This is a genomic window from Collinsella aerofaciens (assembly GCF_015555045.1).
Taxonomy (GTDB): Bacteria; Actinomycetota; Coriobacteriia; order Coriobacteriales; family Coriobacteriaceae; genus Collinsella; species Collinsella aerofaciens_W.
Window position 1 is genome coordinate 50,316 of record NZ_JADNJQ010000009.1, and the last position, 13,206, is coordinate 63,521.

The following is a 13,206-nucleotide window of genomic DNA, read 5'->3' on the forward strand; positions in this document are numbered from 1 at the left end:
CCCGACGCTTACGCCTCGTTTTCGATGGTGGCGCGGGCACGCTCGGCAGTCAGTTCTGCCAGACGCTCCTCGTCTACCAGGGTGAGGCCCTTGGTCGGACACGCCTCGGCACACGCCGGACCGCCGGGACGGTCCACGCACAGGTCGCACTTGAGCACGAAGCTCTTAGTCTGCGAACCCACGCGCACGTCGCCCATCAAGACGGGGACCTGCGTGGTCGCCACGCTCACGGCGCCAAAGGGGCATGCCATGACGCAGCTCTTGCAACCGATGCAGTTGTCCTCGTTGACGCCGATGCGATGGTTCTTTGGATCAAAGAACAAGGCGCCCGTAGGGCAGGCCTTGGCGCACGGAGCGTCCTCGCAGTGGTGACATGCCACCGGCGCGGAAATCTCGTAGGTGCGCGTTACGCGCAAGCGAGGTGCGGCGATGTTGCCGGGAATATCGTGTGCCTCGATGCACGCCGCCATACAGGTTTGGCACCCAATGCAGCGTGAAGAATCAGCCACGACTCGTTTATTGCCCATGTTGTTCACTCCCTCCTGAATCCCATGCCGGAGAGACCCTGTCGACGTTGCCCCGGACCGCCCGTGGTCCGGCATCGGCGTATCGAAGCGCATGCGGCGAAACAGGCGCTTCGATAGAGTTCCTCCAACGATATACAGGCTAAATATACGCAGTTGCAGGTGGCAAACTTGAGCATAGGCCCTGCAATACGGGTGTATTGCAGGGGTTTTGGCAGGTTGGAATTATTCTCTAGAAGCTATAAAGGTGAGTGTATTACATGCGTACACCTCTGAGATTTTTACGCGCTCTCATTTTGGATGTACTACGCTTGTATTCAAGTTAATGGTTATTTACTTGAGCGAAATAAAGTAAATAGTTATAAGATGCTCAGGTATCGGCACGTGCCGCATTTGACCGACTATATTGCACGCTCATTAAGGGGGCCAGTGATGTCATCGACTCAAAAAAGAGCCATCCTGCAGGTGCGCATTCGCGAGGAAGACAAGCAGCATGCCGAGCATCTCTACGACGCCATGGGCACATCGCTTGCCGAGGCCGTTCGCCTTTTTGTCGCGCAGAGCATTTTGATGCGCAAGCTTCCCTTTCAGCCGGTCGCCGTGCGCTCAAAGGACGGCACCGCCGCCTATGGATCGCTCAAAGCATATGGGACCCCAATCGCCGCTCCGAGGAGCGCAATGCCTGGATTGAGTACCTTGCTACAGAAAGCGACGATTCGATTTTGGGTCCCGAGGAAGTAGATATCCATGAGTAGCACCATCATCGACGAGACCGTCATCCTGCGCTACCTGCTTAACGACGACGAAGTTCTGTCACCGCGCGCCGCCAAGGTCATCGCCACGCGCACCGCTCGCGTCTACCCCGAAATCATCACACGCGTCGTGGTCACGCTGCGCGACGTCTATAAGGTTCCCCGCGTTGAGATTGCTGCGGCCTTGAAAAGGCTGCTCGATGACGTCATGGTCGACGAGCCCACCGTTGTCGCCCTTGCCGTCAAACTCTTTGGCAAGACCCATATGGACTTTACCGACTGCCTCCTCGCAGCCCGAACCGCCATCTACAACGATGATGTCGTGAGCTTTGGCAAGCCCATCATCCAAGGCATGATTGACTACCGTCGCAAGCGCCAAACCGCAGCCGATGCTCGCGACCGTGCCGCCGAAGCCCGCGACCGCGGCGCCGAAGCCCGCAGCCGAAGCACCGACTCCACCATCGACAAGCTCCGCCACCAATCCCGCCACTAACCCCATCCCCTCCTAAGTTGCGGTGAAATACGGACTGTTTTATGTCTCTGAGTAGCCTTTAGTCCGTATTTCACCGCAACTTATTGTTGGGCGGCGGAGTCGGTTGTCTCTGCTATCAGGAATCCGCAAAAGGCTTTGTAGTTGGGATACCGTAGCCGCGCATCATAGCGCCAAACTCTTCGACATCATATGTGTCCGATAGCTTGAAATGAATGACGTTATGACCCATGGCACGTAAGTTCGCATCGCGCAATAAGGCGGCTCGATAGGTTTTTGCCGCAGCATGTTCCAAATCTTTTTGAGTTTCGTCATCAAACTTACCCAAACCATGAAGCTCTGCCAACATCCATGACCCATCTGGCATCCGCCAACCATAATCTGCCAGATAATAGCCGGCATTTCCTGGTCGAGCAATCTCAACCTGAAGCTCAGGCGCAACGACTCCAGCAAGGATCATTGCCGCTCGCGCCTCGGACTCTCCCCCGTTATCCGACCTCCCGTCCATATGCTCGAACACGCCAAACGCACGGGCGATGCCATGCAAACCGCGACAATTGGCCTGTGCATACGCACGCAGCTCCTCGCGGTCGACATCATACTCACGAGCCAATCCATCGGCGTAGCCAAGCGCATACCGAAATGCACTCGCGCGGGCAATATCGACCACCGTCCGACAGGGGTCCGTCAGCGTAAACGGGCCGAGCCGCCATAACTCACCTGGGCGCCATCGACGATACTCAACGAACTCATATGTATCGCGCCTGGTAGATCTCGGCAACAACATCTGAACGGCATTAAGCAGCGAGTAAGCAGAGCCGATACCGTACAGCAATGCCGCCGTTGAACCGCAGAAAATGGCATCCGGTTCGACGGCCGCAATAGCAGATGCAAGCTGGAAAATGCGGGCTTCCACGTCAAGGTGGCTCCAATAAACAGGATCGGCGTACACATGGTTATAGAGTCGAATTAAAAGCTCTTCCTGCATAAGCTCACGCGCGCGCCGCTCATCCCAAGGATCAGTCGTTATCAATAGCTGCTCGTCATGATGAATCCCGAGAGCGGAAAACAGCATCTTGGCATATGACTTCGGAAAATGTTTAGCTTTATTGGACATGACCCGCACCATAACAGTCAAGAACGAGTGAACGCCTTTACGCTATCGCAGAACGGCATTTAAATACCTTGCCAAAATCTGACCAAAAACTTGACGTCGCAGGTCAGAGTTTTAAAAATTATTTCCACTCTCGGTAGACGGTCGCTACTACCCTCCCAACGACATCAAATTCCAACCTTACAAATAGTTGCGGTGAAATACGGACTACATGGACCATAAAAGCCGAAAAACAGTCCGTATTTCACCGCAACTTAGGTGGGGCGTGGAGCGGCATCAGTTCCCGTCACACCGCGCACTTACGAAAATGGCTCTGGTCCCAAAAGGAATCAGAGCCATTCATCTATCTTATGGAGCGGGCGACGGGAATCGAACCCGCGTCATCAGCTTGGAAGGCTGGGGTTCTACCATTGAACTACGCCCGCAAGATATGGTCGGGACGACAGGATTTGAACCTGCGACATCCTGCTCCCAAAGCAGGCGCGCTACCAAACTGCGCCACGTCCCGAAGGTGTTGAGCAGCTAAGGTCTAAACCTTGCGTGTCCCAAAGCGAAGGAAATTATAGGGGAGACTCCCCGCCTATGCAAGCGACGATACCCTAGTTCCTCGAATGTGCGACAAACTGGCTATGGGCCAGGCCTATCACAAAGGCCACCACGGCGACCGGCGCCCACGCGGCTCCAATGTCCGCCAACGGCAGCGCATCGAACGGCAGCCACACGCCCGCAAAGAACGCGTCGCGGACCGAGGTGATCACACTCTGCACCGCGACCACGCCGCCGACCCAAACCCACACCTGCGGATGGGCGTCGCAAAAACCGTGCACCAGGCCCATCAGCACCAGCACGATGGCAACGGGATACAAGGCGTTGAGCATGGGCACCGAGAACATGAGGATCACGTCGAGGCCCACGTTGGAAAGCACGCACGAAAACGCCGCGAACACAAAGGCGAGAACCGCAAAGGGACGGCGCATGGCCTCCTCGGAGGCCTCCGCTCCCCCTTCGACCACATACGTCTCGCAGAAGTAGCGCGAGCAGCAGCTGATGAGGCCGATGCACACGTTCATGCAGGCGAGGAAGAAAATCGCAAAGACCACGACCGTGCCGACAAGACCAAAGTGCATAGAGGCCGAACGGGCGAGGATGGCGGCGCCGTTGGTAGCGTCGGGCATCACGGTGCCGAGCTGCATACCGGCAAGGCCCAAGCCGCAGTAGATGATGGCCATGAGCACGCCGGCAATCACACCGGAACGCGAAATCTCGAAGGCCACGCGCTTGTCATCGGTCACGCCCAGCTCATGGATGGTCTCGGCGATGATGATGCCGAAGGCGAGCGACGCGAGCAGGTCCATGGTCTGATAGCCAGTCAGAAAGCCCTGCACGGCGGCGCCTGCATCGTAAGGAGCCTGAGGCGCGGCAGCCGGTCCCAGCGGCGAAATCACGGCAGCACCCACGACCAGCACAATGAGCGCAATGAGCGCGGGGCCCGTAATGCGGCCGAGCACGCGTGTGATGACACCCGGGCGCAGCGTGAGCGCAAACGCGACGACAAAGAAGCTAACGGCAAACACCAGGCGAGCCGTACCGAGCGAGACGCCCTCGGGCAGCAGCGGCACCAGCATCTCGAAGGCCGTGGAGCTCGTGCGCGGAATAGCCAGGCACGGGCCGATGGCCAGATACACCGCCGCGACAAAGAACTCACCGAACTTGGGGTGCACGCGGCCGGCAAGCTCGCGCGCCGTTCCGGCGAGCGCGACGGCGATAAAGCCCATGACGGGCAAGCCGATGGCTGCAATCAGAAAACCGAACATGGCGACCGGCGTGGCAGAACCTGCCTGCAGCGCCAGCAGCGGCGGAATAATGAGGTTGCCGGCGCCAAAGAGCATCGAGAACAGGGCGATGCCGACGGTGACGACATGGTCGGGGCGCAGACCGCGCGGGGCGGATGAGGCCATAGGCACACCTTTCGGGTCGAAACAAAAACGGGACGGGCAAAAACACCCGTCCCGCAAGTATATACGCTCTAGCAGGCTAAATCGCGCAAAGCGTCAATCGCGGTGTCGACTTCCTCGTCCGTGTTGAAATACCCAAACGAGAAGCGAACGACACCCTGACGCTCGGTCCCCAGCGCACGGTGCATGAGCGGGGCGCAATGGGCGCCGGGGCGCGTCGCAATCCCCCACCCTTGCATGAGTGCATCCGAGATCTCGGCAGAGTCGATATCGCCCACGTTGAGCGAGACGATCGCCGAGCGCGTCGGTTGGCCAAAGGCACCATAGAGCTTAATCCCCGGAATCTCGCGCACACCGGCAAGGAAGCGATCCGCCAGTGCTCGCTCGTGTGCCGCAATCGCCTCGACCCCGCCTTGCGCCTCGATAAAGTCGAGACCTGCGGAAAGGCCCGCGATGCCGTGACCGTTGAGCGTACCCGCCTCAAGGCGCGTGGGCCACTCAAGCGGCTGCAGCGCATCGAAGCTGTGCACGCCCGTGCCGCCCATGGCCCACGGAGCCACGTCAATGCCCTCCGCCACGGCCAGGCCGCCGGTCCCCTGCGGACCCATGAGCCCCTTGTGACCGGTAAAGCACACGACGTCGAGCCCCATGGCCTGCATATCGATATGCGCCGTGCCGGCAGACTGCGAGGCATCGACAATCACAAGCGCGCCGGCCGCATGGGCCATGGCGGCCACGCGCGCAATGTCGACCTCATTGCCGGTCACATTGGAGGCGTGCGTCACCACCACAGCACGCGTGGCCGGCGTGACCAACCGCTCGAGCTCGTCATAGTCGAGCACGCCGTTCGCGTCGCAGCCCGTATGCTCAACGGTAACACCCTGCTCTGCCGCCAGGCGGTTGAGCGGACGTAGCACCGAGTTGTGCTCGAGCACCGTCGTGACCACGCGGTCGCCGGGGCGCACCACCCCGTTGATGGCGGTGTTGAGCGCCGCCGTAGAGTTGGGCGTAAAACACACATGGTCCGCCCTCGGGCAACCCAAAAGGCGCGCGAGCTTGGCACGGCAAGCGTGAATCGTACGAGCGGCATCGAGGGCACCCGACGTGGCGCCGCGCCCGGCATTGCCGAGCGAGCACATCGCCTGCGTCACGGCATCGATGACCGTCTGCGGCTTGTGCATGGTCGTCGCCGCGTTATCCAGATAGATCATCGCACGACCTCCCACATATCAATCACGGTATAGCCCTCGGTGGGAACACCCGCCTCGGCGAGTTCGCCGCGCAGCAGTTCCTCATCGGCAGGCAACGCCTTCCACGCCAGACCGCAGCCGGCAGCGACCTCCCCGGGCACGGGAATCGTTCGCCCGGGAAGGCCGCGCTCAATGCACAGGGACTCGCAACCTATGGCGGCCGCCGTGGTGGGAAACGTGATGACAAGCGCCGGGCGCTTCTCCCTCATGGCAACTCCAACCAATACGCTACGGGCGCACGACGCGCACGGCCTGCTCCATCTTCTCCACGATCACGTACATGTTGGTGACCTCGCCCACCGCAAGCTGGTCTTTAATGCCATAATGGTCCAGGCAGGTACCGCAGGTGAGAATCTCGACGCCCTGCTCGGCCAGCCCCTTCAGGTCATCGAGCACCGGCGAGCCCTCGACGGTGAGCTTGGCGCCGCCGTTGTAGAACAGCATGGTCGAGGGCAGCTCCTCCTGTTGCGTCACGGCAAAGATAAAGGCCTTCATGAGCTTGTGGCCCAGCTCGTCGTCGCCGCGGCCCATGCAATCGGTGTAGACGGAAATGACGAGTTTGCCCTTGCCGGCGCTGGCGTCGCAGAAGGCAGCGCCATCCTGCTCAGGATCGGCCACGGCAACGGCGCCAGAGGTCGCCACGGTCACGTGCCACTCGGCGTCAGAAACCTTCTCGACTGAGGCCGTGCAGCCCTTCTCCTGCGCCATCTTGGAGATGTTCTTGACGGCGGTCTCGTTATCGACCGAGGTCACGACTGTGCCCTCGCCATCAAGCTGCTTCAGGGCTTTGAGCGTCTTGACGACGGGCAGCGGGCAGGCATCGCCCATGGCATTGACTTCAATCTTGGTAGACATAGCAAATTCCTTTCGAAAGAACCGTTCTAGAGAACGGCAAACAGTTACATAAACGTGCGGGCTAGCGAACAACGTGGACGGCAGGACCGCCTGGCACCGGCTCGCACACGCGCCCGACAACGGCGGCAACGCGCCCTTCGGCATGTAAACGACGCGCAAGCTCATCCACATCGGCAGCAGGTGCCGCGATGAGCAGGCCACCAGACGTCTGCGGATCGTACAGCGCATCCAACATGCCCGGCTCCAGGTCTTCGTCGGCAGCCACGCGCGGGCCAAAGAAGTCCTGGTTGCGGTAGGAGCCCGCGGGGATAATGCCCAGACGCGCCATGTCGAGCACCTGGTCAAAGAGTGGCACCGCCCCCGACGCAAGCTCAACCTGCACGCCCGAGCCCTCGGCCATCTCGCACGCATGCCCGATCAGACCAAAGCCCGTAATGTCAGTACAGCCGTGAAGCTCGAGTCCCTCGGCCAGACGAATCGGGGCCTCGTTGAGGGTACGCATCGAGTCAAACACGGCTGCGGCCTCGTCCTGCTCGATGAGCTCGCCCTTAATGGCCGTGGTGATGATGCCCGAGCCAACCGCCTTGGTCAGCAGCAGAACATCGCCCACGCGCGCGCCGCTGTTGGCGAGCATACGGTCAAGCGCGACAAACCCGCTCACGGACAGGCCGTACTTGGGCTCGTCGTCGTTGATGGTGTGGCCGCCCGCGATGGAGCAGCCAGCCTCGACGCACTTGTCGGCGCCGCCCGCCAGAATTTCGCCGGCGACCTCAACGCCCAAGCAACTGGGAATGCACAGCAGGTTCATGGCATGGCTCGGCCGCCCGCCCATGGCGTAGATGTCCGACAGTGAGTTTGCCGCGGCAATCTGGCCAAACAGAAACGGGTCGTCGACCATCGGTGGGAAGAAGTCGATGGACTGCACGAGCCCCAGGTTCTCCCCTACGCGGAAGACGCTCGCATCGTCGGAGGTATCGAACCCCACGAGCAGATTGTCGTTATGCACATTGGGCAAGTCGCCCAGGACCTGGGCGAGGGCTCCGGGAGCCAGCTTAGCGGCTCAACCGCTCGCGGCAGTCATAGACGTGAGCTTAATCTGATCGTCAGCCATACGAACCCCCTTCCAACAAATCAACGACTTTTAGTATACGCCCCAGGCACGCTTCCCAAGAGACCGCCGACGGCTCGAACGTCGAAGGCGGTGCCGCAAGCGCCTGCGCGATAGCATCTGCCAGTGCGCGCTCAAACAACGGAAGGTCGGCCGCCACGGGCGTGTCGACATCCGTCATACGCGGCGACGCCACCCACGTCACGGGAGCACCGGGAAGCATCGCCTCCATCCAGGGACGAACGCCGGGCAAATCGGTCGCCACAACTTTGCAGCCGCACGCGAGGGCCTCGATCGTCACGAGCGGCAGACCCTCGTAAAACGAAGGCAGCACAAAGACGTCGGAACTGCGGTAGGCATGCACGAGTCCATCGCTATCCAGGCGCCCCGCCAGCTTCACCGGCACATCCGAGGCCGCGGCCAAGCGCTCGATACGCGCGTACTCGGCATCGTCCCCGCGACCGCCCACAAGTACCAAGCCAGATGGGCGGACGTCATCGTCAATCGACAATGACACGGCTCGAACCAGCGACTCGACACCCTTTTTAAAGCAAATCTTGCCCACGTACACAAGCGATCCCGGCCGCCTCGCCACGCTTGCGTCGCGGCAGAAGACGCGATGGTCGTAGCCCGTCCCAATCACGTGGATGCGATCGGCATCGACGCCGCACACCAGGCCAATCTGCTCAGCCTGCTCAGCATGGAGCGCAAAGACGGCATCGAGCCGACGAACCGCACTTACGATGCGATCGCGCTCGAGCGCATGCGAACGTAGCTGGCGCAGATCGGTCGAATGGCACACGGCAACAACCGGCACGCCCCGGACGCACTCGCGCGCCAATGCGGTCACCAGATACAGGTGATGGCAGAGCACCAGATCGGGCCGAAACTCAGTCACCGCCCGATCGATTGCATTAGCAAATGCCCGCTCAAATGCCTTGAGCATCGAAGGCGTCAGCTCACGATAGCGCGTGGAGGGATAGGGCATGACATCGGACATACCGCAGATGGGAAACGGCAGCTCGGGCGACTCGAACGGTACGGCAAACACGGCAGCGCGCCGGTCCAGCTCGCCTTGGGTATCACCCGGCGCCGCACCGCAAAGCACGGCGGCGCGATGCCCCGTCTCGATCTGCTCGCGCACGAGCGCGGCAAGGTAGGTGCCGCTGCCGGTGCTATCTGGTTTTTGTGCCGAGATATTGAGGATGCGCATGTCGCGGTACGCCCCTAGGCCAAGGCGGCGGCGCGGACAGCCGCGCCGATGGCACCGGCAAAGCGGGCCTGGGGCGAGGTGGTCACCGGCGACCCCAGTAGCTCGCCCAACCGCTCCACCACGTAGGCGTTCTCGCAGAGGCCACCGGTCAGGTAGTACGGGGCGCCCGCAGCCTGCCCGGCCATGGTCGCCACGCGCGAGACCACGCTGTCGATCACGCCACGCGCAATGTTCTCGCGCGGCTCGCCGCGACCGATCAGGCTGATGACCTCGCTTTCGGCAAACACCGTGCACATGCTGCTGATCTTGGTGGGCTCGCCGGAACGCGCCAGGTCGGCCATCTGCTGCTGGGAAATGCCCAGGCGATCGGCCATGATCTCCAAAAAGCGCCCCGTACCGGCGGCGCACTTGTCGTTCATGGCAAATTTGGCCACGCGGCCGCCTTTAAGCTGGATGACCTTGGTGTCCTGACCGCCCACGTCGATCACGGTGCCGTGGTCGCCAAACAGGCGCACGGCACCGGCGCCGTGGCAGGTGATCTCGGTCACAACCTTGTGCGCATAGGGCACGGCAACACGGCCGTAGCCTGTCGCGATCACGCGCACGTCGTCGGCAGCCACGTCATAGCCGGCCGCTGCCAGTGCCTCGCGCAGCCGCTCGGAAGCATCGACCGAGGAGAACCCGGTTGGCTGCACGCACGTCCACGCCACCGAACCCTCCCCATCGACCACAGCGGCCTTAGCCGCCGTAGACCCGATATCGATCCCGATCCCTATCATGGCTCTCTTCCAATCTAAACATCAAAGGTAGCGGCGCGTTCAGGCGCCTTAGCTCTAGGTTTCTCAGGTGCCGGAGATTGTCCCGAAAGAGGAGCGCAGCGTACTTTGGGTACGCAAACGACGGTTTGAGGAGCAAGATCCGGTGCCTGAGGAAGCTAGAGGGTTTCGATGAAGGCGGCGATGCGGGTCTCGATCTGGCCCATGTCGCCGTTGCTGTAGTCGGTCTCGATCTTCATATACGGAATACCCGCACCCTCGACAGCCTCCTGCATGCGCGCACTCTCCACGTTAAAGGTGTGGCAGGCCTGGAGCACATTCTCCACCACACCGTCGACGTGGTATTTCTCGCACATGGCCAGGGTGTTGTCCATACGACCGTCGTTGGGCGTCATGACCGAGCAGTTGATATCCAGGTAGCGGTCGGCGATGGCGCGCAGGATGTCGGGAGCCTCCGGGTCGATCATCATGGCCGCCGTGCGCTCGCCCGAGCAGTCGTCCATGCACACGACCACACCGCCGTTGGACTCGATAGTACGGCCGATCTTGTTGATCACGCCGCCCACCGGGCAGCCGGTGATCAGAATGCGCTTGGCATCCGCCGCGACCGGGCGCTCGCCCGCGTCGTAGGCCTCGCGCAGCTTGGCGACCTTTTGCTCCAGCTGCTGCGTATAGGCCTCGATATCAAAGCTAAACGTACCGGCAAACATGGTGCTCATCAGGTCGACGCCGCTCATGGCCGCCGGCTGGTTGGCCTGCAGCGCAAACATCTCGAGCTGGGCCGCACGCAAGCGGTTGCGACGACGGACGGCAGCGCGCAGGTCATCGTCGGTAATCGTGATGCCGTAGAAGCCCTCGAGCTCCTCCTTGAGCAGGCGGCACTCCTCGTACCAGCCCTCACGCTCGTAGGCGCGATCGCGACCCTGCGGAAGATGCAGAATGTGCGTGCGCTTGAGTTCGTTGAGCAGCTCGTACATCTTCTTCTTGCCGTCGCAGGTGGTCTCGCCGATGATCATGTCGCTAAAGTACGTAAACGGGCACTTTTGCGAATAGGCAAAACCGTACGTCGACTTGATGAGCGGGCAGAGGTTTGCCGGCAGCACCTTCTCGGCCTCGGGAATCACCTCGTCGGATGTACCGCACAAGGCCACACTTGCAGCGCCCGCGGCATCGATAATCTCGAGCGGCGTATAGCTGCACAAAAAGCCGACCAGGCGATTACCCGCCTGCTTATAATCCTTGACGCGAATAAACGCCGCCTTGCGTTGCTCGTTGAACTCTTCAAACGTGCGCGGCAACGGCTGTTCCTCGATATCGGCCATAGTAGTTCCCCTCTCTTGCACCGATATACCGACAATTAAACAACGAACCCACACCATACCCAAAAGGAAGCATCCTCTAGGGAATGGCGTCGATAAGCTCCTGCGTATACGGATCGCTCGGGTGCGCGATCACGTCCTCGGCCGCGCCTTCCTCGACAAGACGACCGTGGTAGAGCACGCCAATCCGGTCGGACATATGCCGAACCACACGCATATCATGCGTGATAAACAGCAGCGCCACGCCCGTCGTGCGCTGCAGGTCGCGAAGCAAGTTGAGCACTTGGGCCTGAACGGACACGTCAAGCGCCGAGACCGGCTCGTCGCATACCACAAGGCGCGGCTCGCAAATAAGCGCCCGTGCCAGATTGAGTCGCTGACGCTGTCCCCCCGAAAGGTCGTGCGGATAGCGGTCGTAATGCTCTGCCAGAAGACCGACCGAGGCCAGGGCCGAGAGCGCGCGCCCATGGCGCTCATCCGCATCGCGCACGCCGGCGATAATCAGCGGCTCCTCCAAAATGCGGCCGACACGGTTGCGCGGGTCAAAAGCCGTAGAGCTATCCTGGAATACCAGCTGGATCTCGCGGCGAAACGGCTTGCGTTCGCGCTCCGACATCGTGGCGAGGTCGTGCCCGCGATAGACAATCGAGCCGGAATCCGCACGTTCGAGACCACAGATCAGGCGTCCAGTCGTCGACTTGCCCGATCCGGATTCGCCAACCAGGCCATAGACCTCGCCCGGCGCGATCTCAAACGACAGATCGTCCACGGCGGTAAAGACCTGACGCTTAAAACCTGAGCCCGGCATGGGATACGTTTTAGTCAGATGTGAGACCCTAAGCAGGGCTTCGCTATCAACAGCCATGGCACTCCCCTTTCTCGACAAGCCAGCATTTAGACCGGTCGCACGCATTCACGGCAACCAGCGGAGGCTCCTGCGCGCGACAACGCTCGTCCGCCCGGGCGCAACGAGGCGCAAAGCGGCATCCACAGGGTATTGCCGTAAGCGGCGGCACTGTGCCCGGAATATCCGCCAGCGTGTCAACTCGCTCGCCTTCGAGCGGCGGAATGCTCGCGATGAGCCCCTGGGCATACGGGTGGCTCGGGCGCTCCATAAGGCCGCAGGCGTCGATCTCTTCTACGATTTGGCCCAGATACATGACGTGCACGCGCGAGCAGATGCTCGTGACGACACCCAAATCATGGCTGATAAAAAGCACCTCCATGCCCTCGGAACTGTTGAGGTCGCGCAGAAGGTCCAAAATCTGTTTTTGAGTCGTCGTGTCGAGTGCCGTGGTGGGCTCGTCGGCGATAAGCAGGCGTGGGTGCCCGGCGAGCGCCATGGCAATCATCACGCGCTGGCGCATACCGCCGCTAAAATCGCCCGGATACATGTCAAAGCGAGCCGCGGCATCTCGAATTCCCACACGTTCCAACAGCGATAGAGCCTCGTTGCGGGCTTCGCGTCGGCTCACCTTACGGTGGGCCCGCACCGCCTCGATAACCTGCGCACCCACCGTCATGACGGGGTTGAGTGAGGACAACGGGTCCTGGAAGATCATGGCAATATCGCAGCCGCGCACCTCGCGCATGCGCTTGAGCGGGCGCGCGAGCAGGTCCTCCCCGTCAAAGAGAATCTGACCGGTATAGGCCATCTTCTGTTCATGCTCCAATAGGCGCATGGCACTCTGGGCAAACACCGACTTACCGCAGCCGGACTCGCCGACAACACCAACGATCTCGCCGGCATCGATATGTAGGTTGAGTTTGTTGACGGCTTCCAGCGCGTTGCCATCGCGACCCACAAACGAGATGCAGAGGTCGCGCACGTCCAAAAGATGTTCGCTCAT

General features: G+C 61.0%; 14 protein-coding genes and 2 tRNA genes. 2 read left to right on the forward strand and 14 right to left on the reverse strand.

The genetic code is table 11. The features are described from left to right. Window positions 1-8: 8 nt before the first annotated feature. A complete protein-coding gene (locus tag I2E45_RS04740; protein ID WP_022095206.1) occupies window positions 9-527 on the reverse strand; it encodes a 4Fe-4S dicluster domain-containing protein in 519 nt (172 codons plus the stop codon). Window positions 528-956: 429 nt separating this feature from the next. Between I2E45_RS04740 and I2E45_RS04745 the strand changes: the two genes are divergently transcribed. Both I2E45_RS04745 and I2E45_RS04750 read left to right on the forward strand, forming a co-directional pair. Beyond that, complete coding sequence (locus I2E45_RS04745) at window positions 957-1,265, forward strand: type II toxin-antitoxin system RelB/DinJ family antitoxin (RefSeq protein ID WP_195444595.1); 309 nt, start codon at window positions 957-959, stop codon at window positions 1,263-1,265. A gap of 6 nt (window positions 1,266-1,271) precedes the next feature. Then, entirely contained in the window at window positions 1,272-1,769 is a 498-nt protein-coding gene (locus I2E45_RS04750; protein WP_195444597.1) for a PIN domain-containing protein, read from the forward strand. A gap of 115 nt (window positions 1,770-1,884) precedes the next feature. On the opposite strand, the gene I2E45_RS04755 is transcribed toward I2E45_RS04750, so the two are convergent. From I2E45_RS04755 to I2E45_RS04815, 13 genes are all read right to left on the reverse strand, one after another. Further along, entirely contained in the window at window positions 1,885-2,904 is a 1,020-nt protein-coding gene (locus I2E45_RS04755; protein ID WP_229058830.1) for a hypothetical protein, read from the reverse strand. A gap of 327 nt (window positions 2,905-3,231) precedes the next feature. After that, a tRNA-Gly gene (locus I2E45_RS04760) sits at window positions 3,232-3,305 on the reverse strand. Between the two features lie 6 nt (window positions 3,306-3,311). Continuing rightward, window positions 3,312-3,388: transfer RNA gene (locus I2E45_RS04765), tRNA-Pro, on the reverse strand. 91 nt (window positions 3,389-3,479) lie between these two features. Continuing rightward, the gene (gene brnQ / locus I2E45_RS04770) at window positions 3,480-4,838 is read right to left on the reverse strand and encodes a branched-chain amino acid transport system II carrier protein (protein ID WP_195444602.1); all 1,359 of its coding nucleotides are present in this window, start codon (window positions 4,836-4,838) and stop codon (window positions 3,480-3,482) included. A gap of 68 nt (window positions 4,839-4,906) precedes the next feature. Continuing rightward, window positions 4,907-6,046 (reverse strand): aminotransferase class V-fold PLP-dependent enzyme, encoded by a 1,140-nt coding sequence (locus I2E45_RS04775; protein WP_195444605.1) that lies wholly within the window; start codon window positions 6,044-6,046, stop codon window positions 4,907-4,909. Further along, window positions 6,043-6,294: a DUF3343 domain-containing protein gene (locus I2E45_RS04780; RefSeq protein ID WP_195444607.1), complete on the reverse strand. Its 252-nt coding sequence runs from the start codon at window positions 6,292-6,294 to the stop codon at window positions 6,043-6,045. Before I2E45_RS04780 ends, I2E45_RS04775 begins: the two co-directional genes overlap by 4 nt. Window positions 6,295-6,313: 19 nt before the next feature. Further along, window positions 6,314-6,940 carry a sulfurtransferase-like selenium metabolism protein YedF gene (yedF, locus tag I2E45_RS04785; protein ID WP_195444610.1) on the reverse strand — a complete coding sequence of 209 codons (627 nt, stop codon included), beginning with the start codon at window positions 6,938-6,940 and terminating at the stop codon, window positions 6,314-6,316. Between the two features lie 61 nt (window positions 6,941-7,001). Beyond that, on the reverse strand, window positions 7,002-8,051 hold the full coding sequence (gene selD / locus I2E45_RS04790; RefSeq protein WP_195444612.1) for a selenide, water dikinase SelD: 1,050 nt from the start codon (window positions 8,049-8,051) through the stop codon (window positions 7,002-7,004). Next, window positions 8,044-9,261, reverse strand: a complete 1,218-nt coding sequence (locus I2E45_RS04795; RefSeq protein ID WP_195444614.1) for a glycosyltransferase family 4 protein — start codon at window positions 9,259-9,261, stop codon at window positions 8,044-8,046. Before I2E45_RS04795 ends, selD begins: the two co-directional genes overlap by 8 nt. A 14-nt stretch (window positions 9,262-9,275) precedes the next feature. Beyond that, a complete protein-coding gene (locus I2E45_RS04800; protein WP_195444616.1) occupies window positions 9,276-10,040 on the reverse strand; it encodes an acyl-CoA dehydratase activase in 765 nt (254 codons plus the stop codon). Between the two features lie 155 nt (window positions 10,041-10,195). Then, window positions 10,196-11,359, reverse strand: coding sequence for a double-cubane-cluster-containing anaerobic reductase (locus tag I2E45_RS04805; protein ID WP_195444618.1), 1,164 nt, complete (start codon window positions 11,357-11,359; stop codon window positions 10,196-10,198). 76 nt (window positions 11,360-11,435) lie between these two features. Beyond that, the gene (locus tag I2E45_RS04810; RefSeq protein ID WP_195444620.1) at window positions 11,436-12,221 is read right to left on the reverse strand and encodes an ATP-binding cassette domain-containing protein; all 786 of its coding nucleotides are present in this window, start codon (window positions 12,219-12,221) and stop codon (window positions 11,436-11,438) included. Beyond that, the gene (locus I2E45_RS04815) at window positions 12,211-13,206 is read right to left on the reverse strand and encodes an ABC transporter ATP-binding protein (RefSeq protein WP_195444622.1); all 996 of its coding nucleotides are present in this window, start codon (window positions 13,204-13,206) and stop codon (window positions 12,211-12,213) included. Before I2E45_RS04815 ends, I2E45_RS04810 begins: the two co-directional genes overlap by 11 nt.

Excerpts from the sequence above, each read along its gene's own strand:
- I2E45_RS04740 (WP_022095206.1), bottom strand. The coding sequence starts at position 527 with ATGGGCAATAAACGAGTCGTGGCTGATTCTTCACGCTGCATTGGGTGC.
- I2E45_RS04745 (WP_195444595.1), top strand. The coding sequence starts at position 957 with ATGTCATCGACTCAAAAAAGAGCCATCCTGCAGGTGCGCATTCGCGAG.
- I2E45_RS04750 (WP_195444597.1), top strand. The coding sequence starts at position 1,272 with ATGAGTAGCACCATCATCGACGAGACCGTCATCCTGCGCTACCTGCTT.
- brnQ (WP_195444602.1), bottom strand. The coding sequence starts at position 4,838 with ATGGCCTCATCCGCCCCGCGCGGTCTGCGCCCCGACCATGTCGTCACC.
- I2E45_RS04775 (WP_195444605.1), bottom strand. The coding sequence starts at position 6,046 with ATGATCTATCTGGATAACGCGGCGACGACCATGCACAAGCCGCAGACG.
- I2E45_RS04780 (WP_195444607.1), bottom strand. The coding sequence starts at position 6,294 with ATGAGGGAGAAGCGCCCGGCGCTTGTCATCACGTTTCCCACCACGGCG.
- yedF (WP_195444610.1), bottom strand. The coding sequence starts at position 6,940 with ATGTCTACCAAGATTGAAGTCAATGCCATGGGCGATGCCTGCCCGCTG.
- I2E45_RS04795 (WP_195444614.1), bottom strand. The coding sequence starts at position 9,261 with ATGCGCATCCTCAATATCTCGGCACAAAAACCAGATAGCACCGGCAGC.
- I2E45_RS04800 (WP_195444616.1), bottom strand. The coding sequence starts at position 10,040 with ATGATAGGGATCGGGATCGATATCGGGTCTACGGCGGCTAAGGCCGCT.
- I2E45_RS04805 (WP_195444618.1), bottom strand. The coding sequence starts at position 11,359 with ATGGCCGATATCGAGGAACAGCCGTTGCCGCGCACGTTTGAAGAGTTC.
- I2E45_RS04810 (WP_195444620.1), bottom strand. The coding sequence starts at position 12,221 with ATGGCTGTTGATAGCGAAGCCCTGCTTAGGGTCTCACATCTGACTAAA.
- I2E45_RS04815 (WP_195444622.1), bottom strand. The coding sequence starts at position 13,206 with ATGAGCGAACATCTTTTGGACGTGCGCGACCTCTGCATCTCGTTTGTG.